This is a genomic window from Picosynechococcus sp. PCC 11901, from assembly GCF_005577135.1.
In the GTDB taxonomy this organism is placed as follows: Bacteria; Cyanobacteriota; Cyanobacteriia; order Cyanobacteriales; family MRBY01; genus MRBY01.
The window spans coordinates 1-20,509 of record NZ_CP040361.1; the positions used below are offsets into that span (position 1 = coordinate 1).

Here is a 20,509-nt window from a genome sequence, read left to right on the forward strand (position 1 = left end):
ATGACCAAAGTCGCGATCGCCGCCGATTCTAAACTTGCCGCCAATATCGGCGCAGAGATTATCGCCCAGGGAGGTAACGCCATCGATGCCGCCCTCGCCGCCACATTAACTTCCATGTGTTGCGAACTGGGGGTCATGGCACCGGGCGGTAGTGGTTTCATCACGATTTGGCCCCAGGATCGAGAACCCGTTGTCATTGATGCCTATGCAGCGATGCCTGGTAAAGATTTCCCTGGCGATCGCCCCTACCCAGAGTTACAAAAGACCTTGCTGAACTATGGTGGTGGCATTTATACCGGAATTGGTTATGGTGCGGTGGCAGTGCCAGGGATGTTCGCCGGGATCGCCAAAGCCTCAGCAGAATACGGCCAATTGTCTTGGGCAGAATTAATCAAGCCCGTGGCCAAAGTGGTAGAGCAAGGCAGTCCCCTGTCCCGTGTTTCAGGAATGTATTTAGAACAGGCCCATGCAGCGATTTTTGGGTGGCATCCCGAAAGTTATCAGCTTGTTCATCCAAACGGCAAAGATTATCTCAAGGCTGGTGAGATCGTCCGCTTACCGGGCCTCGCCAAAACCTTACAGCTGATAGCCGATGAAGGCCCTGACTGTTTGTATCAAGGCACTTTAGCCCAGGAATTAGTCGCTGCAATGGAGCGATCGCACGGTGCCATTACCCAAGCTGACTTAGCAAGCTACGAAGCGATTATCAGAGAACCAATTCGGCTGAACTACGGTGACTGGGAAATTGTTACCAACCCGGCCCCCGCAGTGGGTGGTGCTTGTTTAGCCGCTTTACTCCTCCTCCAGCAAACCCGTCAAAGTCTCGACCATAAAACCATTGCTGCGATCCAAGAGGCCGTCCTTAACTATCGTTTTGAACATCTCAATGTTGACCAAGATCGATGGCAAGCAGTCACGGATCTGCTACATTTTGCCCGGACAAATCAGCTCGATCATTACCGCAGTTCACCTTCTACGATCCATGTGTCCACGGTCGATGATCAAGGTTGTGCCTGTTCGCTGACGGCATCGGCGGGTTATGGTTCTGGGGCGGTGATTCCCGGTCGTAATTTTTGGTTAAATAATTCCCTGGGTGAGTTGGAGCTGCATCGAGAGCAGAGTGAACCCATTGCGCCAGGCACGAGATTGATTTCAAATATGGCCCCCACCATTGCGCGTCACCGGAATGGATCTGTACTGTCGATTGGTTCCCCTGGTGCGTCGCGGATCACCACGGCGATCGCCCAGTCATTGACCAACTTTATAGTGCATGGTGATTCTCTCAGTGAGGCGATCCGACACCCACGCCTCCATGTGGAAGCATTTGACGACCAATTGATGATTGCCTACGAAGAAAATTTAAGGGCTGAGACTTTGTCGAATCTGTCGATGCCGCTCCGGGGGTTTCCGCCGCTATCAATGTATTTTGGTGGCGTACAGGCTGCATTGTGGTCTGAAGAAGAGCAGCAATTACAGGCGATCGCCGATCCCCGACGGGAGGGCAGTGTCGCTTTTGCCTAAAATCCAAAATTTTAGGTGTGGTTACTGGAAAAGGCTACTTTTCTCTAATGAGAGGAAGTTTGGGATAAATTTTGCAACTTAAATTGGGGATATCTTTCGGCTGTTGGCACCTTGCAACCACCCCGGAGGTGGATGTTTTGTGTTGGGTCTTCGACAATCTCTGCGGTATAAATTATTTGGCGATCGCCTTCTTGTTGAGCCGTGATCTGACACCGAAAAAACGTCTCGTCTTTATTCGCGTCTAATATTTGAAAATCAATCTCGTAGTCTAACCATTGCCAACCATGACGGTACCATAATTCTCGCTCTAAGATTTGTACCGGCGCAGGTAAAACGCCCCAGCCTCGATAAACTTTTTTGAGAAAATCTAAATCGCCTTGACGGGTCAGTAAAGATTGCAAGGAAGCCTCATCTAACCTGCCATAATAACGTCCTCCAGGAAACTCGATGGCCGTGGGCGCAAAGCGATGTCCACCGAAATGAGTTGCTTGCCAAATGCGCACTCGATCTTCAAGGTTTAATTCTTGAACCAATCGTACTGCTTGCCGATAAAAGGGCTTGCCATATTTTCCACAACACTTGTCATAAGTGCCGTGGGTACAAATAAGAATATCTCGTTGTTGTTGGCTTGAATCTGTTGTAGCAAAAAAACTATCTGAATCAGTGAAACAAGTTTCTAGGATTGGAATAACTTCTGCTAACTTCGAAATTGTAAATTCTTGGCGTTTGTAACCTCGAATAAATCCTTGCTCTTGTTTTAATAAAATAGCTCGACTTCGATCTTTTGACGACGATTCACCCCAAATAAATATGGGCCGGATTTGGATTTTTCTCGGTGCCAAAAAAGTTTGGTAAAACTTTAGGAGCGGTATAAATTGGGGATCACTCTCTAAAATGTTTTCGCGCCAAGGCTGGGCATATTCTAACAAAAGATAATAGGTTGTATTGACACCCCAGCCGATAGGATCTTCTCCTAGTTTGTGGGATGACTCGGCACAAAAAAATGAATTCATATCTCGATTAGTTAATCCCCCAAAAATCCTGTAAGGCTTTGAGATGTAGGAGCGAAGCCTTGTAGCCGTAAATCATACTTCGTATTAATTAGTGCTAGTGGATGTTGTTTCTTTTTGGGCGGCGATCGCCAATCTTGCTCCTTCAATTTGCCGCAGTTCATCCATTACTTCAATCACGGATCCATGGCTAACTGCTTCATCGGCATTGATAATCACCAAGGTTTCTGGGTTCTCAACCATTAGATTTCGGACACCAGCTTGGAGTGTAGCGATTTCAACGGGTACTTCGTTGAGAAAAATATCTCCCGCCGCATCTATGGTCACCGTAATTTCAGTGCTCGGTTGCTGTTGTGCTGTATTTGCCCCAGGTAGATTGACCGGTAGGCCCTCAGATTTCGTCAAATAGAGGGTCGAAATAATAAAATAGGCCAAAATTGAAAAGATAATATCAATCATCGGCACAATATTAATGCCTGCGGATTTTTGTTCTTCCTGGGGAATACGCATAGTAATAAATTTAAAACAAAAGAATTAAGCTTAAATGGATGGCTTATACATAAAAAAATAGCTGCACATCGTTTGATTGGCAGGCATTAGCGGTTCATGATCGCTGCTTCACTCTTTTCATAGAAACGGCGATATAGCAATTCTAACTGGCCACCATATTCTTGGATAAATGCTAGGTTACGTTGATATAACCCATTAAAGAGATTGGCAAAGAGCAGGGTGAAGATTGCCACAACCAGACCCATCACAGTCGAAACCAATGCTTCACTAATTCCACCAGTCACCCCAGCGGCATTGGTATTACCCACATCACCGATGTTGAGCGCCGAAAAGGATTGCATCAAACCGAGGATCGTTCCCAACAATCCCAGTAGGGGCGCAACAGCAATAATTGTGTCAAACACAGTATTAAACCGTTTTAGGGTTGGGATTTCGGCTTGGGTTGCACTTTCGAGGGCGAGACGAAACTCTTCACTGTTGGGATTTTCTAAATCAAGGGCTTCTAAAAAAATCCGGGCAATGGGTAGATCCGCGTTACGCTTCAAAAATTTCATCGCATTGAACGGATCTTGCCGATACAGACCGAGAGCATCCCGGACAACTTGACGCTGCCGACGATTAATCCGCCACCAAAATACAGACCGTTCAATAATACAAGCCACGCCAGCCAAGGAAAAGAGCAGCAATGGGTAGGCGACGATGCCACCGGCGGCAAAGAAATTTGTAATGTTCATAGTGCTATGGGTTCAAATGTGTGAGGGCGTCTAAGAAGCATTATCTGGCACTGCTGCCCAGATGACTAGAGCCTAACTCAAACTATTTTCAATAAATTTACTCTGATATATCAGAAGTCTTAGCAAAAATAAAGCCTTTAATTTAGAGTTGTAATTCCTAAAAATCCTTTTAATCCCTAATCTCAGTGGCTTTTAGACGATAAATGTGGCTTTGTGAAAATTTTAAATACAAGAGATTCTCGATAAAGAACTTGACAGTGGTTGAGATAATCTCTTAATCTTCCTGATCTAACGCAAGTCTTTAGCAATAAGTGTGAGGGAAGTTTCTTGAAAGAGTTGACCTATAGTCTTGGTATCGCCAGTGGGATGCTGGTCGCCCTGGCCCCGGCGGTAGTTGCCCAAACAGTAATTAGTAATATTCGGATTAACCCGACCTCCTTGGGTGTAGAAGTTTTTCTGGAAAGTGATCAGGCGATCGCCCCTGAAGTAAATCAACGGCTGGAAGGCGATCGTCTCATCCTGGAAATTGAAAATGCCCAGCTAGTAGAAGGTACGATTCTGCCTGATTTTGCGCCCCAAGCTGGTCTAGAGGCCATTGAAATTACGCAAATATCTGAAAATACCGTTGAAATTATTCTTGTGGGTGAAACAGCAGCGCCCTTTGTTGATGTGCTGTCTCAACCCTCTGGTTTACTTGTACAGGTAACACCGGATGATTTTGTTGATAATTTGGAATTAATCGTTACGGCAACTCGGACGGAAGCAGAAGAAGCGGCGGTACCCCGGTCTGTGACAGTGATTTCCCAGGCAGAAATTGCCCGTCAAGCGGATCTCAACCGCGATCTTTCCAGCATTTTGGCAAAGTTAGTACCGGGTCTCTCACCTTCGACGGAAACCACCAGTATTTTTGGACAAAGCCTCCGGGGTCGTAATATTTCGGTCTTGGTTGATGGGATACCCCAGAGCACAAACCGTAATGCCCAACGGGATTTGCGCACCATTGATCCGGGCGTGATTGAACGGATTGAAATTGTCCGTGGCCCCAGCGCGATCTATGGAGATGGTGCCACTGGTGGGATTATCAATATTATTACTAAGCAGGGAGCCGCTGCAGGCGTAGAATCCCGCAGCACTATTGGTTTTGAATTTTCCACGACCAATCCAGAAGACAGTTTTGGTTACTCACTCCAGCATTCTGTGTCTGGTACAGAGGACAAGTTTGATTATGTTGCGGACTTTGCGATTTCCAAGACAGGCGGTTTCTTTGATGCCGATGGCGATCGCATTCCGCCCGATCCGTTGGGTCAAGGGGGTTTAGCTGACCTCAGAAGCATCAATTTATTTGGAAAATTGGGCTACAACATCGACGAAAACCAACGGCTCCAATTCAGCTTTAATTACTTCTCCGATGACCAAGATTCTGACTTTGCCCTGAATCCATCTCCTAGTGGCGATAAGGCAGAAGCCAGACCTGGTCTTGTCTTGCCTGACCAACCCGGCACCGAAAATACATTGGTTAGTTTGGCCTACAGCAATGATGATCTCTTTGGCAGTCAGTTAAACAGTCAGCTTTACTATCGAGATTACTCCACCCGTTTCTATCCTTTCGATGATGATTTTGGCACCTTCGGGGATGAAGTTTTGCAATCGGAAGTGGAGTCCGAAAAAATTGGTGGTCGTTTAGATATCAATACGCCCCTCGCGGCAGGCGATCGCCTCAGTTTACTTTGGGGTGTGGACTATTTTTACGAAGAATCTGCTCAACCTGCTGATCTCTTTGATGAACCTACCTTTGAAGCGAGTAATGGCCTAGTTTTTGAGCGAATTGGCACTGGTTTCCTTTCCCCACCCACAGAACAGAAAAATCTTGGTCTATTTGCCCAGTTAAATTGGAATGTGACCGATCAGTTAGTTCTCAATGGTGGGATTCGCCAAGAATTTATTGATGTCAGTGTGGATGATTTCACCACTCTAGCGGGCAATGATGTCACAGGGGGCGAACTGAACTACGATGCGACCCTCTTTAATGTGGGCGCTGTGTATGCCCTTAATGACAATGTAAATATTTTTGGGAACTTTGCCCAAGGCTTTTCCATTGCGGATGTGGCCCGTTCCCTACGGACTTCTCCGGGGGGCAGTGTGGAAAATCTACGGCCTGAAGCCCAACGGGTTGATAACTATGAGTTAGGGATTCGCGGCAACTGGGGTAATGTGCAAGCTTCCATTGCTGGCTTTTATAGTTACTCAGATCTCGGTACTACCTTTGATAGTGCGTTTACAACGATTCGTGATCCCCAGCGCATCTACGGTGTTGAGGCCGATCTACGTACTCAACTCAGTGAACAACTCGCCCTAGGGGGAACCTTTACTTACACCGATGGCGAGCGGGATGCCAATAACGATGGCGATTTTGAAAGTGGCTTACCTAGTTTCCAAATTCCCCCTGTTAAACTAACCGGTTTTGTGGAATATGAACCCGTTGAAGGTTGGGAAAATCGTCTGCAATTATTGTATTCAGCGGGCCGTGATCCCAAGGGTAATGGCTTTGGTTTAGGGGAAGTAGAAAGTTACTTAACTGCTGATTTTATCAGTAGCTATGACACTGGTGCTGGCAAGATTCAGCTCGGCGTTGAAAATCTTTTTAATGCTGAATATTTCCCCATCATTGCCCAGGTTTATGGGGGCAGAAATCAATTTGCTGGCAGAGGTCGTACCATCAGTTTAAGCTACAGTTTAGATTGGTAAAATCCAGGGCGATCGCCTGCGTATTTCAGAAGTTAATTACGTCTTAGTTTGGGATGGAGAGGAGGATTTTATTTTGCCTTTTCATCCTATTTTTTTAAAATTAAAAAACCTTTAAAATTTATGCAATATCAAAAAAATAAACCTACGATTCGACCCCAGATCCTTGGCTTAATCTGCCTAGTAAGTATGAGTTTAAGCGGCTGTTTTGCCACGACCCAAAATCCATCTCCCACAACGACCCCAGAGCCTGTTTCTCAAGTTTCTGACGAAGCAACCCGCACCATTGAACATGCCATGGGAACGACAGAAATTAGCGGCACTCCCCAACGAATCGTCGTGCTCACCAACGAAGGCACAGATATGTTAGTTGCTCTAGGGGTAACACCCGTCGGTGCCGTCAAGTCCTGGCAAGGAGAGCCTTATTATGGGTACCTTAGTGCTGAATTAGAAGATGTACCCGTGATTGGTGACGAATTTCAGCCAAATTTAGAAAATATTGTCGCTTTAAAGCCAGATTTGATTATCGGCTCTAAAGTCCGGCAGGAGCAACTCTATGGCAAATTACAGGCGATCGCCCCGACCGTTTTTTCCGAAACCCTGGGTGCCACCTGGAAAGAGAACTTCAAACTCTACGCCAAAGCCCTCAACCGGGAAGCCGAAGCCCAAACTTTACTTGAGCAATGGGATCAGCGGGTCGCCAACCTCAAAGAACAATTAGGTGATCAGCCGCCAACTGTTTCCCTCGTTCGGTTTATGCCAGGGACAGCGAGGATTTATTATGAACAATCCTTTCCGGGGCAAATTGTCGCTGAAGTGGGCTTACGACGGCCTGAAGTACAACAAAAAAATGACTTTGCCGCCGAGATAGGCCTAGAAAGTATCCAGGATCTCGAAGCCGACCATCTGTTTTATTTCACATTTAATGAGGCTGAAAACCGAGGTGAAGAAACCCAAAATCAATGGCAAGATCATCCCCTTTGGCAAAATCTTGCTGTGGTTGAAAATGGTAATGTTTACCAAGTTAATGATGGGGAATGGACAAGTTCTAGTGGTATTTTAGCGGCTAATCAAGTTCTCAATGATCTCGCGAAACACATTTTAGATGAAACACAAAATTAGTAATTATTTGAAGTGTGGCAACTAAAAAAGAGAGTATTTTTCAATACTCCCTGAAAAAAGAAATAATTTGCTATGTCAAATCACCCTGGGCAATCATTTGGATCAAGCGTGGCATCGTCGGATCAAACCCTCCTAAATCCCATGACAAAGGATCTTTTGGATCAACCAAACTCAATTTGTAGGGGGCCAGGGTCACATAAATGGCCTTGACATTAGGGTTTACTTTGCGGCGATATTCCGCCAGTTTTTGGCAGGGTTGCGTGCCCACCCAGGATTCGCAATCTGTCCAGAAGCAAATTACATCGGCATGAAAGCGATGTTTAAGCGCCCATTTGTAGACAGAGGAAGCATCGGTGCCACCGAAATTTTGATCACTCGTTTTTTGTAAAGCCGTGCGGAAACTATCGCTGGCGGTAATGCCTAGATCTTTAAACGCGGTAGAAAAGCCACGAATGGCATAATTTTTCTCGGCTTTTGCGGTGACCAGGGCCATGGTTGTGGCTATCTCGGCACAGGTTAAATGGACAGAACCCACAGAGTAATAGGACATCGACCCCGACACATCCACCGCATGGAGAAACGTTTTCCCGGTGGCAGGCACTGTTTCAAAGGACATCTCCAGGGCTTTTTCGAGGATGTCGATAATGCGGGGTACAGGTTCCCAGGTTTTTTTGCTGCGCCCCAATCGACCCCCAGATTGATAGGTTTTTAGGGCTTTGAGGATGTCAATGGGATGGATGCGACCTTTGCGCAGGCGTTGTTTATCGTTTAAAACCATCGCCGCGTGCTTGAGGTTTTTCTGGCGGTTGACCCGCAATACCCCAATTTCGGTTAGGGAACCCAGGTTCCGTAACAGGGCACCAATGGGCATCTCTAGCATCAACAGTTTCCAGGTCTGCTCATCCATTTGACCAATGGGGGCGACCATTTCGTGGGTAAGGTGGCCTTGGGCGATCGCCTTTTTCGTTTGATCGGGGTTGCGCTTTAGCCATTCGTACCACCAAATTTGTTCAAGGGCAGTTGCAGAGGGCTGTTTCGGTAACTGCTCCCAACCGTTAACGACCCAGTTATATAAGGTTTGATGCTCGACACTTGGGGGTTTAACGTGGAATAAACGCAACGCATCCCGGTGGCTAAACCCGTACCGTTGTTGATACTTCAGCAGTTGATAGGCCAAAGCTTGCACATCGTCCTGACTGAGCCAACCTTTACCGCACTCACGCACCACTTTTCCGAATCCCCGCAGGGCTTTGGTGTAGCTTAACCATTCATAGAAATGGCTCCCGGTGCGCACCACCTGGGGAAAGATTTTCATAAATGCCTGTTTCGCTGCTGGGGTTTCCCCCATGGATAACAGCGTTAATGCATATAAAGGGGCGCTATTGTTGAGCGATCGCCCATCGCTCGCATAGAAAATTTCCTGGGCGACCCGGCCTGGATCCGCCACCACGCACTGCTGCACAACCTGGGTAAACTCACCCGTCAACTCATGTTTATCAGCATAAAAAGTATTTTGGGCGGTACCGATTAATAAACAGCGCCGCAACATGACCCAAATCCCTGGATCGAAGTGATAACCACCAGCTCGCCCCTGCACCATTTCTGTCGCTCGACCCGGAATTGGTTGCGATTGGGGCGTTTGGCCACGGGCTGTAAAAAATTGATATGACATGACAACTCCGTCCCTTGCGGGATAACAACTTTAGATCAAAACCCCATGCGGGGAAGGGAGACGAGCCGGAATCGAACCCGCATCTCGGCGGACAAAAGGGAGATTCGTCCATAGCGATAACCTTTAGTCCTGCGGCCCCTAAGGGCAAATATTGCGCTCTACCATTGAGCTACCGTCTCCAGGTTTGCCATTTTTCTAAATGGGTGGACAGGGAAAGACTTGAACTTTCGACCCGATAATCTTGATGCAGCGACCCGTTGGGGTAAAAAAAGTGCAGCAAGAATCTGCTCTACCAACTGAGCTACCTGCCCAAGTCATTTAGGAAAGGATCTTGGCGAACGGAGGAGGAATCGAACCTCCATCTCCCGCTTAACAGGCGATAACCCTAAATTCAGCGACCCTTACGGATGAATAAATGAATCAGGGAAGATTGGTGTTTTGCCATTAAACTATCCGTTCATTGCGTTGCTTTTAATGTATGGGCTACTGCTCCCCTGATTCCAATGGGAGTTAAATCACCTGAAATGGTTACGATATCGGGCTTTGGGATTAGGGGGGCCGATAAAAGTTATGGTCTCCCCCCAACTTTCTAACAATGCGATGCTTAATCGGCGGCGATCGATCGCCCAAACTTCGCCTAAAATTTTCGCCGATGCTGGAAGCGTAACCTGCACATTTAGCCTCAAGGCATGAATTGAGTCTGAAATCAGGCAATAGTCGTGGCCCTTGCAAGAAAACCCTAGAGACTTCTGCACTAACCATGATCCGGATGACTATGTGTCAAGAATATGACAAGAAATATGTTTCTTCGCCGAGTTCCAGTAAGATGGATGTTAACTTTTGACACCATGGAGAAATGAAAAGAAAAATTCTCGACGGTCGTTATCGGATTTTGCAGAAATTGGGCCAGGGTGGTTTCGGGGATACATTTCTCGCTGAAGACTTGCATATGCCATCCCTAAGACGTTGTGTGATCAAACGTCTCAAACCCATTGCTAATGATCCCGTTGCCCATCAGCTCGTGCAGGATCGTTTTGAACGGGAAGCGGTGCTCCTCGAAAAATTAGGTGATGGCCATGGGCAAATACCTTGCTTATATGCGTATGTCGCGGGAGCAAAGGAGTTTTATCTCATTCAAGAATGGATTGAAGGAGTTACCCTACAGGATGCGCTGCAATACGAAGGCCCTTGGTCGAGTGCTGATGTCAAGAAATGGCTCTTGGAAATTTTGCCTGTCCTCGACTTTATCCATAGCCAAGGACTGGTACACCGAGATATCAAGCCAGACAATATCATTCTCCGCAAAGGCGATCGCCAACCCGTGTTGATTGATTTTGGTGCCGTCAAGGAGACCATGAACATGACAAAAGCTGGTTCAGACCAAAACAGCAAGTCAATTGTGATTGGTACGCCAGGTTTTATGGCCTCAGAACAAAGTATTGGTCGGCCTGTCTTCAGTAGCGATTTGTATAGTCTCGGTTTGACGGCGATTTATCTGTTGACCGGGAAGTTACCCGGTGAATTACCAAATGACCCCGTAACAGGCAAGATTCTCTGGCGTCTCTGGTTTCAGAGTAATAATGAAACTGACGAACATCTAGCCGCAGTTTTAGAACAGGCCATCCAACCCCAGGCCAAAGACCGTTTTAACGATGCCCAAGCGATGATTGCAGCTTTGCAAGCCGAGATTCCTGTTCCAACGCCATCGCCCATCGTTGTTCCTCCCACTCCTCAACCCCAAACAATTCACAATCCTACGGTTGCTGTGGCAGGCAGCAGTATGGCTATTGATAATAGTCAGATGCAGTTGCCTGCCAAGGGAATGGCTGATTGGCAGAAAGCACTGTTAACGGGAAGTGTAATCGGTGCTTTTTTATTAGGGGGGATTGTTCTTAGTACGCAATTGCTCAATCGTCCTAGTGGTGAAGAGATTATTTCACTGGGGAATGGTCAAGCTGAAACGAATTCTTCTGCTACGGATAGTTCAAAACAAGATGCAGAAACGCTGCCTTCTCTAGCTTATAAAGAGAGTTGCGGTGACTCGTTGGGTAATGCAAGCACTTGGTACCGGGTGGTTGGCGAGGCTACGGTATTAGAACGGATTAAAAATAACTATTGTGGTGATGCTTTCTTGCGGGGTGATAATACAGTTCAGGTGGCCAGTTTTGCCTCACGGGATAAAACCCAAAGCTTTATTGATCAATTAACCCAAGAAACAGGTCAAACTTTTCGGATCGAGGAAGCCCAAAAATCATCACCGCAACCTGCTGCAATATCCCAGGGAGAAGCGGCAAATGTGGTAGTTGATTGGCTGAACTGTAAGCAGGATTTGTTTGATTATCCCTATAATCGCGGTTGTGGCACGCAGATTTTGACAGGCAAAGCCTTTAATGACAATATTCGCCGCAGTGATGGCCAACAGAGCTCGGTGGAATGGCTTGAAAGTAATGGGGCTTACTATGCCTTTGCGAATCAAGTATTAGAAGAAGTCAGAAACCTCCAAGTTGTGGATGGACAACAGGCGATCGCCGATGTGGTTGTTACGGAACAGCGAACACTCTATAACGCTAATGGCAATATTGATCGCAATGCTAGTGGCTATGATCAGCGATTAGTGCGCTATAACCTCCGTCGAGTCAATGGTGCCTGGAAAATTGCCGACTACAACACCCTTGAAGTAATTTGGCGTCGGTGAGGTTGACTCAACTCAGCTTCGTAATTTTTTTATTTAATTCTGTGGAGGTTCACCCGTTTGAATCAGCCTACTCCAAAATCATCTCAGCCAAAACGCCGTCCCAGATCCCAAATTTCCATGAGTCCCCAGCAGTTTGTGGCCCTAGTGGGTGGCATGGCGATCGCCATTGTTGTTGGTGGTATTTGGCTGATTCGAGCTTCTCTGGGGCCACCTCAACAAGCAATTGAGTCAGCTCAGACTGCCGAAACTGAATCTCAAGAAGAGTTTCTTCCTCCTGTTAGTCCAAATTCAACTGATAATGAAGTAGCCATTGTTCCAGAACCCCTGTTAGTGCAACGAATTTGGAATGCTTGGTACAATGCCCAAGATCCACTGCTCAGTTACGCTTTTAGTGCCGACTTACAGGGCATTATCACAGAAATTCAAGGGCTAGCCCAGGCCGAAAATCTCCCCCTAGAAGCAATGTCTGTGGTGCTTGTGGATCTAAATCGTCAGGCGATCGCCAACTACCAACCCAATATTCTTCACTACCCTGCCAGTGTCCCTAAACTCTTTTGGCTCGTTGCGTTTTACGCCCAAGTTAAACAAGGTTTATTAAATTATGCTGACCATGCAGAGGATATTGCCCTCATGGTTGCGCAATCTGACAATAATGCCACCAGTCGAATTATTGATGCGATCACCCGCACGACCCAAACCCAAACCAGCGCAACTCCTGATAATTTCAACGCTTGGTATGCCCAACGCGAACAACTCAACAGCTTTTTTCAGGCTGCTGGCTATGGGGATTTAAATATCACCCAAAAAACCTATCCGATCACCGATGTAGAGATCATGGAACCCATCGGCTTTGATCGGCAAATGCGAGAAAATCCCGAAGATCCCACTAAACTAATTCGTAACCGTTTGAGTGCTTATCAAGCTGCTCGGTTAATGGCGGAAATCGCGCTTGGGGACGCTGTTTCACCTACTGCTAATCCAGAAATTTTGCGACTGTTAGAGCGAGATCTAAGCCAAGATTGGCAAAGTCCGAAGACCTATTTTAATCCGGTGCAGCATTTCTTTGGTGAAGGTCTTCCCCCAGACACAAAGCTTTATTCAAAGGCTGGTTGGACGAGTCAAGGCCGCCATGAGGTTGCTTATATTGAGAGTGTCGATGGTCAACAAAAGTACATTCTGAGCGTTTTTGCTGATCACCCTGCCTATTCAGAAAATGAAACTTTTTTCCCGGCGATCGCCCAACTTGTCCACTCGAAAATCAAGCCTTTTGCTAGCTCTACACCACAAACTGAGGCTCAGTCGAGGGTAGAGCCTACTAACTAACTACCTTCTGTTAGGTGACAATTGCCAGATTTAACTAACTTCCAAACACCATCTTTTTCTTCTTTGACTTCAGCGGGCTTAATCAAGTTTACAAGGGTACCTTGGCCATCATGCCTAAAAATATCTTTTCCCATATCGAGCCAATTTAACTGTCCGTAATAAGGAGAAAGAAAATCTGGCACCAAAAAACATTTTTTGTCAAATTTAATAATCATAAACTCTGCATCACGGTGGGTTTCTACTTGATCAAATTGGATAACTTCGTCTTTGTTAATTTGTGTACTTAACGTATGATGACTAATAGTAACGGGATAAGCACTATCAAAGAATGCTTGATTCTTTTCGTTAAAAGCTTCTACTAACATCTCAAATTCAGCGTTTTTACCAAAATATAAGCCTGATTCTTGAATGCGCCAGCTATGATCATCGATTTGTTGTACTTTAGCTGGTTTTTTTAATATTAGTTCTTCTCCGGAACCATATACTTTAAACATCTTGGTGCCTGAGTAAAGAGATTCTAAATCTTTGTAATGGGGAGACAAAAAATTAGGTACGACAAAATGCTCTTGGTTGACCTGTACGCTAATAAATGCGGCTTTTGAAAGACCTAAAACCTGCCTTAGGTCGGCTTTTGAGTTTTGTGTTCTCTCTTTTTTAGGGATTGGAGTGAGTAAAACCATGCCGCGTTCTGTGAAGAATGTTTCATCTTTATTACTAAAAGCGGTAACGACTGTGCGGGCGGAATAATTTTCGATGGAATGGTCAAAAATATTTTTGGGCTGCGCTGGTGGTTGAAATGATGTTTGGACAGAGATCTGGGTAAATATTTGAGATTGGGCTTCCTTAATGCCCGCAATAGAATCTTGTTGACTAATAATAATAGAGCTTAATTCTCTATTTTTACTTTTTAAGGTCTGGAGTTCTCTTTCTAATTTTTGAATAGTCTGCTCTAAGTAATTTAGTTTTTGATTATTTTGTTTGAGGGCTGCATTTTCTGAGCTATTATTGGCAAGATATTGGGAAACTTTGTTTTGGACTGTAGGAATATTAAACTTCTGTCTAAATTCGTCTTCGCTTAGAGAACAGTAATAAATTCCTTCAATTATGCCAATAATTGTTGGGATATAAGTCCAGAAAAATAAAAGATAAAGAACTCCAAGGAATACTTCTCCTAGATAAAATTTATGAATACCGAAGGAGCCTAATAAAATGGCGAGGAGTGCTGCTGAATTTCTGCGAACCATAATTATTTTCTAAAATATTTTTATTTGCGGATTCAATTTATAAACTAGAAAAAATTGATAAATTGTCCATATCGTCTAATTTTAGACATTCTCCTAGATGAGTTAAGAGCCAATTTCCATTAGCATCTTTCTCGACTTGTGCAGGTGTCTTTAGGTAAAATTCTTTACCGGAACCACTAGTGTTAAATGTGTCGGAAAAAGTTTCCTGAGAAATAAATTGCTGGTAATAAGGAGACATAAAGTCAGGTACTAACAGATGAGTATTGTCAACTTCAATAATCATAAATTCTGCGTCACGATGCTGTTCTACTTCATTAAAATAGATTTTTTGGGTGTCTTGTTTTTTTGCGTAATTTATTGTCACCAAATAAGCAGAGCGAAAATATCGTTGTGACTGTATGTTAAATGCGGAAATTAGTTGTTGATTTTTACTAGTATCTTGTTTAAGAGAATTTTGTTTCGCTTCGTTATTTGTAGTTTTCTTTATTTTAGATTTTGAATTTTGAGTTTTGAGTTTTTTATTATCTGACTTAGTTTGAGAATAATATTCATAGTCAAAAAGAAGAAGAGAGCAAGGTTCTATTAAATTCCATATACCATTTTCGCTTTGAGAATATTGGACAATGCCAGGTTTAATCAGTTCGATAGTTTGTCCGTGACCTTGGTAATCAAAAATATCGTTATTCTCAGATAACCATTGATCTAGATTTGCATAGTATGGACTAAAGAAATTAGGAATTAGTAAATATTCAGAGTTGAGAATGACGGCTAGACAAAGAGCATCTCTAGGGTTATCAATATTAAAAAATTTTACGATTCTTTTTGCTTCTGTGCTTGTATAATCACTAGCAAGCGTACTCTCATCTAAAGCCAAATAATAGGTGTTTTGCCGGAAGAAAGTTGTATCTTTGTTATTGAAAGCTGTAATGACCTCCTGATATGGATCTTGTTGTACAACTGAAGCAGGCTGTGAAAAACCCAAAAAGTGTGGATAGTCAGTTTTTTCTCTGATTTGATATTGTTGTTTTTCTTGAAACTTTGGTGCTGAAAAAGAGCTTTGAGAATGATCTGAAGAAATTTGTTTCTTAAATTGTTCGAATTCTTTCTCTAAATTTTGTATACTCTGATTTAATTCTTTGATTGTTTCAGACGAGCGCTTACGAAAATCACGACTTTTTTCCTCCCCTGTTTCAATCCAAGATTTCAATTGTGTGCATGCTAAAAAACTTCCAACTGAAAAGAATGTAACAATTAATAGACTTAAAATATCTAGTGGGAAATTTCTTCTGCCTGCTCTCTCAGAACTATCAGTATTTTGGGTCTCAAGATCTTCTTGATTATTGGGATTGCCAGACTCTGCTTGGGTTTCAATGTTATCTTGGGAAAATTGACTTTGAGCACGATCTCTTGGCCCACATGAGACAATATTCCCTGTAACAAGTAGAAGAATGAGTAACCATCTAAAATTTTTCATTATGGCTTAGATCTAGAATATGCTTTCTAAATTGAATTCATTAAATCAGTTTAAATTAACTGTAATCTTACGGGTTCCATTAGATTCCAGATGCCATTTCCGCTTTGAGAGTACTGGACTTTGCCAGGTTTAACCAGTTCGATAGTTTGTCCGTGACCTTGATAATTAAAAATATCGTTATTTTCAAACAACCATTGATCTAGACTTGCATAGTATGGACTAAAAAAATTAGGAACCAGTAAATATTCAAAGTTGACATTGATGGCTAAACAAAGAGCATCTCTAGGGTTATCGATATCGACGAATTTTACGATCCTTCTCGCTCCTGCACTAGTCTCACCACCAACAGTACTTTCGTCTAGGGCTAAATAATAGATATTTTGTCGGAAGAAGTTTGTATCTTGGGCATTGAAAGCTGTAATGACCTCTTGATATGGATCTCGCTGTACAACCGGAGCAGGTTGTGAATAAACAGGATAATTTATCTCATCTCCGATTTGATATTGTTGTTTGTCTTGAGATCTTGATGACGAAAAAGAGCTTTTAGAATTGTTAGAAGAAATTTGTTTCTTTAGTTCTTTGAATTGTTCCTTTAAACCTTGGGTCTGAAAAGCTAAATTTTGTACATTTCGATTTAGCTCATTAATTGTTTCAGACGAACGCTTACGAAAATCATGACTTTTTTTCCTCTCTGTGTCAATCCAAGATTTCAATTGTGTGTATCCTACAAAACCTCCAACTGAAAGTAATATAACAATCAATAGATTAAAAACACTTAGTAAATTTTTGCTACCTTCTTCTTCAGAACCATCAGTATTTTGGGTCTCAGGAGCTTCTTGATTAGTGGGATTGCCAGACTCTGCTTGGGTCTCAGGAGCTTCTTGATTAGTGGGATTGCCAGACTCTGCTTGGGTCTCAGGAGCTTCTTGATTAGTGGGATTGCCAGACTCTGCTTGGGTCTCAGGAGCTTCTTGATTAGTGGGATTGCCAGACTCTGCTTGGGAAGACTGACTTTGAGCACGATCTCTTGGCCCACATGAAATCATGTTTCCTGTAATAAGTAGAAGAATGAGTAACCATCTAAAATTTTTCATCTTCATTTTTATTTGCCTCCGTTACTACGAGCCCAACGACTAGCCAGAATATCCATAAAACAGCGTAACTGCAAGAGGAATGTAGACTCCAGCTCAAAATCTTCTTTCTTACCGAGTTTTCTCTGACAAGTATCTTTCACAACTTGCTGGAGCACTTCTTTTAGATCTTCTGGAATGATTTGATCTCCTTGAATTTGCATCCCAGGCAAAGCTTGGATACTACCAATTCTCTCCTGAGTAATGATTTGATTAAAATTTTGGATATACCGTTCTAGTTCTTGGGTACTGATAACATTAAAACTGGTGATTTTTTCCCATGCTTCAGGAAGATCAAGAACATCAAGAGCAGCAAATTCTTTTCCGTTAACTTCGCAGATCTCACCGACAAGAGGATTACTTTGTTCAACACGTTGGAGTGTACTTTCTTGGGGAATAATCAAACCTTCACATACCTCTGATTTTGGATGGACTGTTCGTTGGATCGGTTCACTTTTGGGATTAGGCTTAAGCTCAGAAGATCTTTCCATGACCCCTAATAGAACTTTATTAATTTCAGAGCTGCTATTGTATTCCCCAGTAGGTGTTAACCAATCTAAGAAACGAGAACCGTTGCCCCCAACAAAAACAGTAGCCGTACAATCATTTTTATCTTGGGATGCGTATTTTTGAACTAGCCCTAAATAGTGGTATAGTCCGCCGATGGCAAAAACGAGTAGAGTGCGAAATTCTTTGTTTTTCTGCTTACTTGCATTGACCGCATAGCCCCCTTCAAGAATTTTGCGGCCATTACCACGCAGGTAGTTATCAAGGGCAGAATTGAAATTATTACCCTTAAGAACCTCTTGTAAACTCTTGGCGTCACGCTCAGAAAGACCAAACACATCACCAATGGCATTCAGGTTTAGCTTGAGTAAACGGTGATAAATATCTCGACCTGCATAGGCAACCGAAGTTTGATAAATGACTTGACTATCTCGGAAAATTGCAATGTCTGAGGTTCCACCACCAATATCAACACAAATAGTATTCAGAAGATTATCTTCTACCCCTGCACAAACATTCCGGTAATATTCTGCAAAAGCAATACTCTCAGTTCGATGAATATTTTCGTCATACAAGTGGCGCTGATATGTAATTTGTTCCATATCCCGTAATGTCCGCTTCCAGGTCGCAAAGTACATTTGCTCTTCATGGGGAGAGAAGGCAGAAGGATAAGAAACGACCCAAGTAATACTCGTTACTCCCTCAAGGGCTGCTTGGGCTGCCACAAGCCGCTGGAGGTGTCGTAGGAACGGATCTTGGAAACGGATTTGATCCCACTTGATGTTGCTTTTAACGTGTTCAACATTAAAGTCAAACTTATCCAAACGGGGGACGAAAATTCGAGCTTCCTTGAGGGGTTCAGGAATGGCAGTACTAGAAGATTCTGTCCAACCTATCGTTGTCAACAAGGTCGCCATGGGTAGTCGTTCTCGCTCGTCCTTGATAAAGGTTTCCGGCACAAACATTTCTCGGTAGGCCCGATCTCGAATGGATAGGGGCGCTTCGGTAATCGAGAGCATTTGGGTTTGGAGATCCAGCCATTGGGGCTCACCATTGCCGCGACGGACAGCCAGATTAGTAAAGGATGTCCCAAAGTCAACGCCGACTGTCCATTCTCTCGTTTCTCCCAATTGGACTCGGGGAATTCTCAGGGGCAGTACTCCTAGAGGACGACCATCAGCATTTACTGCTTCAAGAATATTGGGGTGCTGGGGACATTCCCAATATTGATAACGGGCCTGTTGTCCCATATTGCGGAAGAAGGACGTCGCTCCCACCGTTGGTGGCGCTAGGGAAAATGCTGTTTCGACATTTTCTGAAGCATCTGTAAAAACAAAGAACTGCTTCCAAGTGCCGACGGGAACATTGGGCCACATCCCAACTACGGGGATCGCTCCTGATAGGCTATTTTCTGGCTTAAGGGGGAATTCTTTGGAAACTTCGTAAAATATGGGTCTACTACCATGGCCGGATAAAGGCACTTTGAGTGAAACTCTTACTTTACGGTCAGACCCTTGGCCGATTAAGCTAAGACTGGTTACTTTCTCAAGATCGGGACTCGCAAAATAATGTTTTAGTAGTGGGTTGAGTGGCAGTAAAAGTGTTTTTGCGCCTCGTACCCGATTGGTTTGCGCATCGATACTGTCATAAACATTTAATTTATCGGTGATCCAAGTCCCTGGGAGCAGTTTATCTCCTTCGATGTAGAACAATTCATCGAGGAAAAAATCTTCAGGTTTTAGGAAATAGGCATCGTCGCGCCCATGGGTGACTGGATTAAAGATCTGCAGGGAAATTGTGCCGTAGACAATAATTTCACCGGGGCGATGGCCTAATTTAGCGGGGAGACGTTCTTGATCAATGAGGTAAATGGGTCGCTCCGGAGAAAAACCTACTGACGGCAAGATTTGTACATTGGAACGGGGTGCACTCCCTTCTTCTGCGAGCTTCATCGGTGCGAGATATTTCAGAGGAGCGGGTTCCAATAAAATGCCGAAGCCGTCTTCATTTTGATTGATTTCGATTGGTGACAGTTGGCCACCACCAAGGTCGTTGGCAAAATCTTGGAGTTCTTGAATTAGGGAGTTGATGAGCTCTCGATTGCCACTGTCCCAAACATTATTCAGTTCATTACAGAGATTTTTGAGCCATTCGATCACCACATAACGCTCACGGCTGCTGAGGGACTGGGTAGGATCTGTAAAGCGATTGCCCTTAATCCAGTGAATTTGTTGTCCTAGGGTATCATCAACATGGGGCGCTGGTGTAACGAGGGTTGCGGGGCTAGTCATCCCCAGCACATGGTCATTGCAATAAAAAACATAGGGTTTCAGCCAGGGGTCTGCCTGACCAAAAGACCGACTTAAAACGCTCTGATTGGCATCGGGTTTGAGAGTGATGAGTGCCCTACTGAGTTTTGTCTGTCGTAGCTCCTCTTTTGCCAGGTTAATCTCTTGGGCTCTGATTGAGAGGTTTAAGTATTCTGATAGGGCCAAAGCCGCTAGGAAGCCCCGATATTGACGCAGTAAGCCTGCTCGAGCCTTATATTTTCGATCTGAGATTGCCGCCATAAATTGGAGGGGTCGAGCCCAGGGACTCGGAATGGAATGAATATCAGCATCGTCACTGGCTTCAAAATCAAGATCATCGGCCAAGTTTTTAATTTGGCTGAGGTTAACAGCATTAAATTTACCGGGTTCAACGGCGGGAATAGAGGTGCGGTCAGAAAGGAGGGCAGGGAGGCAGGGATGGGTACTTTCAGTCGTCATGGTAAATATCGGAAAAAAGAGTTAAAGAATTCAAGAAAAAAATTTGGGAAAAAAGAC

The 20,509-nt window shown here is 44.3% G+C and carries 13 protein-coding genes and 3 tRNA genes; 5 read left to right on the top strand and 11 right to left on the bottom strand.

What is annotated here, in order from left to right:
* On the top strand, positions 1–1,521 hold the full coding sequence (locus FEK30_RS15880) for a gamma-glutamyltransferase (RefSeq protein ID WP_138073838.1): 1,521 nt from the start codon (positions 1–3) through the stop codon (positions 1,519–1,521).
* A gap of 44 nt (positions 1,522–1,565) precedes the next feature.
* On the opposite strand, the gene FEK30_RS15885 is transcribed toward FEK30_RS15880, so the two are convergent.
* The 3 genes from FEK30_RS15885 to FEK30_RS15895 form a co-directional block, all read right to left on the bottom strand.
* On the bottom strand, positions 1,566–2,534 hold the full coding sequence (locus FEK30_RS15885) for a ferredoxin family protein (RefSeq protein WP_138073839.1): 969 nt from the start codon (positions 2,532–2,534) through the stop codon (positions 1,566–1,568).
* 84 nt (positions 2,535–2,618) lie between these two features.
* Complete coding sequence (locus FEK30_RS15890) at positions 2,619–3,041, bottom strand: ExbD/TolR family protein (protein WP_138073840.1); 423 nt, start codon at positions 3,039–3,041, stop codon at positions 2,619–2,621.
* Between the two features lie 86 nt (positions 3,042–3,127).
* Positions 3,128–3,775 carry a MotA/TolQ/ExbB proton channel family protein gene (locus tag FEK30_RS15895; protein WP_138073841.1) on the bottom strand — a complete coding sequence of 216 codons (648 nt, stop codon included), beginning with the start codon at positions 3,773–3,775 and terminating at the stop codon, positions 3,128–3,130.
* 327 nt (positions 3,776–4,102) lie between these two features.
* Here FEK30_RS15895 and FEK30_RS15900 point away from each other — a divergent pair, with 327 nt between their 5' ends.
* Together FEK30_RS15900 and FEK30_RS15905 are read left to right on the top strand one after the other, a co-directional pair.
* Positions 4,103–6,520 carry a TonB-dependent siderophore receptor gene (locus FEK30_RS15900; RefSeq protein ID WP_138073842.1) on the top strand — a complete coding sequence of 806 codons (2,418 nt, stop codon included), beginning with the start codon at positions 4,103–4,105 and terminating at the stop codon, positions 6,518–6,520.
* 186 nt (positions 6,521–6,706) lie between these two features.
* Positions 6,707–7,639 carry an ABC transporter substrate-binding protein gene (locus FEK30_RS15905; protein WP_255448042.1) on the top strand — a complete coding sequence of 311 codons (933 nt, stop codon included), beginning with the start codon at positions 6,707–6,709 and terminating at the stop codon, positions 7,637–7,639.
* Positions 7,640–7,709: 70 nt separating this feature from the next.
* Here the strand turns inward: FEK30_RS15905 and FEK30_RS15910 are convergent, their stop codons facing one another.
* The 4 genes from FEK30_RS15910 to FEK30_RS16820 form a co-directional block, all read right to left on the bottom strand.
* Positions 7,710–9,311 carry a TROVE domain-containing protein gene (locus tag FEK30_RS15910; protein ID WP_138073844.1) on the bottom strand — a complete coding sequence of 534 codons (1,602 nt, stop codon included), beginning with the start codon at positions 9,309–9,311 and terminating at the stop codon, positions 7,710–7,712.
* A gap of 56 nt (positions 9,312–9,367) precedes the next feature.
* Positions 9,368–9,490 (bottom strand) — tRNA-OTHER (locus FEK30_RS16810).
* A gap of 25 nt (positions 9,491–9,515) precedes the next feature.
* Positions 9,516–9,622, bottom strand: a tRNA-OTHER gene (locus tag FEK30_RS16815).
* Between the two features lie 21 nt (positions 9,623–9,643).
* Positions 9,644–9,770, bottom strand: a tRNA-OTHER gene (locus FEK30_RS16820).
* Between the two features lie 397 nt (positions 9,771–10,167).
* Between FEK30_RS16820 and FEK30_RS16825 the strand changes: the two genes are divergently transcribed.
* Both FEK30_RS16825 and FEK30_RS15920 read left to right on the top strand, forming a co-directional pair.
* Complete coding sequence (locus FEK30_RS16825; RefSeq protein ID WP_168191173.1) at positions 10,168–12,006, top strand: protein kinase domain-containing protein; 1,839 nt, start codon at positions 10,168–10,170, stop codon at positions 12,004–12,006.
* A gap of 117 nt (positions 12,007–12,123) precedes the next feature.
* Positions 12,124–13,329 (top strand): serine hydrolase, encoded by a 1,206-nt coding sequence (locus FEK30_RS15920; protein ID WP_138073845.1) that lies wholly within the window; start codon positions 12,124–12,126, stop codon positions 13,327–13,329.
* Here the strand turns inward: FEK30_RS15920 and FEK30_RS15925 are convergent.
* Genes FEK30_RS15925 through FEK30_RS15940 form a run of 4 tightly spaced genes read right to left on the bottom strand, consistent with a single transcriptional unit; the run spans position 13,326 to position 20,452 of the window.
* Entirely contained in the window at positions 13,326–14,573 is a 1,248-nt protein-coding gene (locus FEK30_RS15925; protein WP_138073846.1) for a TM2 domain-containing protein, read from the bottom strand. The two genes, FEK30_RS15920 and FEK30_RS15925, sit on opposite strands and share 4 nt — an antisense overlap.
* Before the next feature lie 37 nt (positions 14,574–14,610).
* Positions 14,611–16,047 carry a hypothetical protein gene (locus tag FEK30_RS15930; RefSeq protein ID WP_138073847.1) on the bottom strand — a complete coding sequence of 479 codons (1,437 nt, stop codon included), beginning with the start codon at positions 16,045–16,047 and terminating at the stop codon, positions 14,611–14,613.
* Positions 16,048–16,097: 50 nt separating this feature from the next.
* The gene (locus tag FEK30_RS15935; protein WP_138073848.1) at positions 16,098–17,147 is read right to left on the bottom strand and encodes a hypothetical protein; all 1,050 of its coding nucleotides are present in this window, start codon (positions 17,145–17,147) and stop codon (positions 16,098–16,100) included.
* Between the two features lie 2 nt (positions 17,148–17,149).
* Positions 17,150–20,452 carry a cell division protein FtsA gene (locus FEK30_RS15940; protein ID WP_138073849.1) on the bottom strand — a complete coding sequence of 1,101 codons (3,303 nt, stop codon included), beginning with the start codon at positions 20,450–20,452 and terminating at the stop codon, positions 17,150–17,152.
* Between the last annotated feature and the right edge of the window lie 57 nt (positions 20,453–20,509).

Coding starts and splice junctions, on each gene's coding strand:
- FEK30_RS15880 (WP_138073838.1), top strand. CDS start 1: ATGACCAAAGTCGCGATCGCCGCCGATTCTAAACTTGCCGCCAATATC.
- FEK30_RS15885 (WP_138073839.1), bottom strand. CDS start 2,534: ATGAATTCATTTTTTTGTGCCGAGTCATCCCACAAACTAGGAGAAGAT.
- FEK30_RS15890 (WP_138073840.1), bottom strand. CDS start 3,041: ATGCGTATTCCCCAGGAAGAACAAAAATCCGCAGGCATTAATATTGTG.
- FEK30_RS15895 (WP_138073841.1), bottom strand. CDS start 3,775: ATGAACATTACAAATTTCTTTGCCGCCGGTGGCATCGTCGCCTACCCA.
- FEK30_RS15905 (WP_255448042.1), top strand. CDS start 6,707: ATGAGTTTAAGCGGCTGTTTTGCCACGACCCAAAATCCATCTCCCACA.
- FEK30_RS15910 (WP_138073844.1), bottom strand. CDS start 9,311: ATGTCATATCAATTTTTTACAGCCCGTGGCCAAACGCCCCAATCGCAA.
- FEK30_RS16825 (WP_168191173.1), top strand. CDS start 10,168: ATGAAAAGAAAAATTCTCGACGGTCGTTATCGGATTTTGCAGAAATTG.
- FEK30_RS15920 (WP_138073845.1), top strand. CDS start 12,124: ATGAGTCCCCAGCAGTTTGTGGCCCTAGTGGGTGGCATGGCGATCGCC.
- FEK30_RS15925 (WP_138073846.1), bottom strand. CDS start 14,573: ATGGTTCGCAGAAATTCAGCAGCACTCCTCGCCATTTTATTAGGCTCC.
- FEK30_RS15930 (WP_138073847.1), bottom strand. CDS start 16,047: ATGAAAAATTTTAGATGGTTACTCATTCTTCTACTTGTTACAGGGAAT.
- FEK30_RS15935 (WP_138073848.1), bottom strand. CDS start 17,147: ATGAAGATGAAAAATTTTAGATGGTTACTCATTCTTCTACTTATTACA.
- FEK30_RS15940 (WP_138073849.1), bottom strand. CDS start 20,452: ATGACGACTGAAAGTACCCATCCCTGCCTCCCTGCCCTCCTTTCTGAC.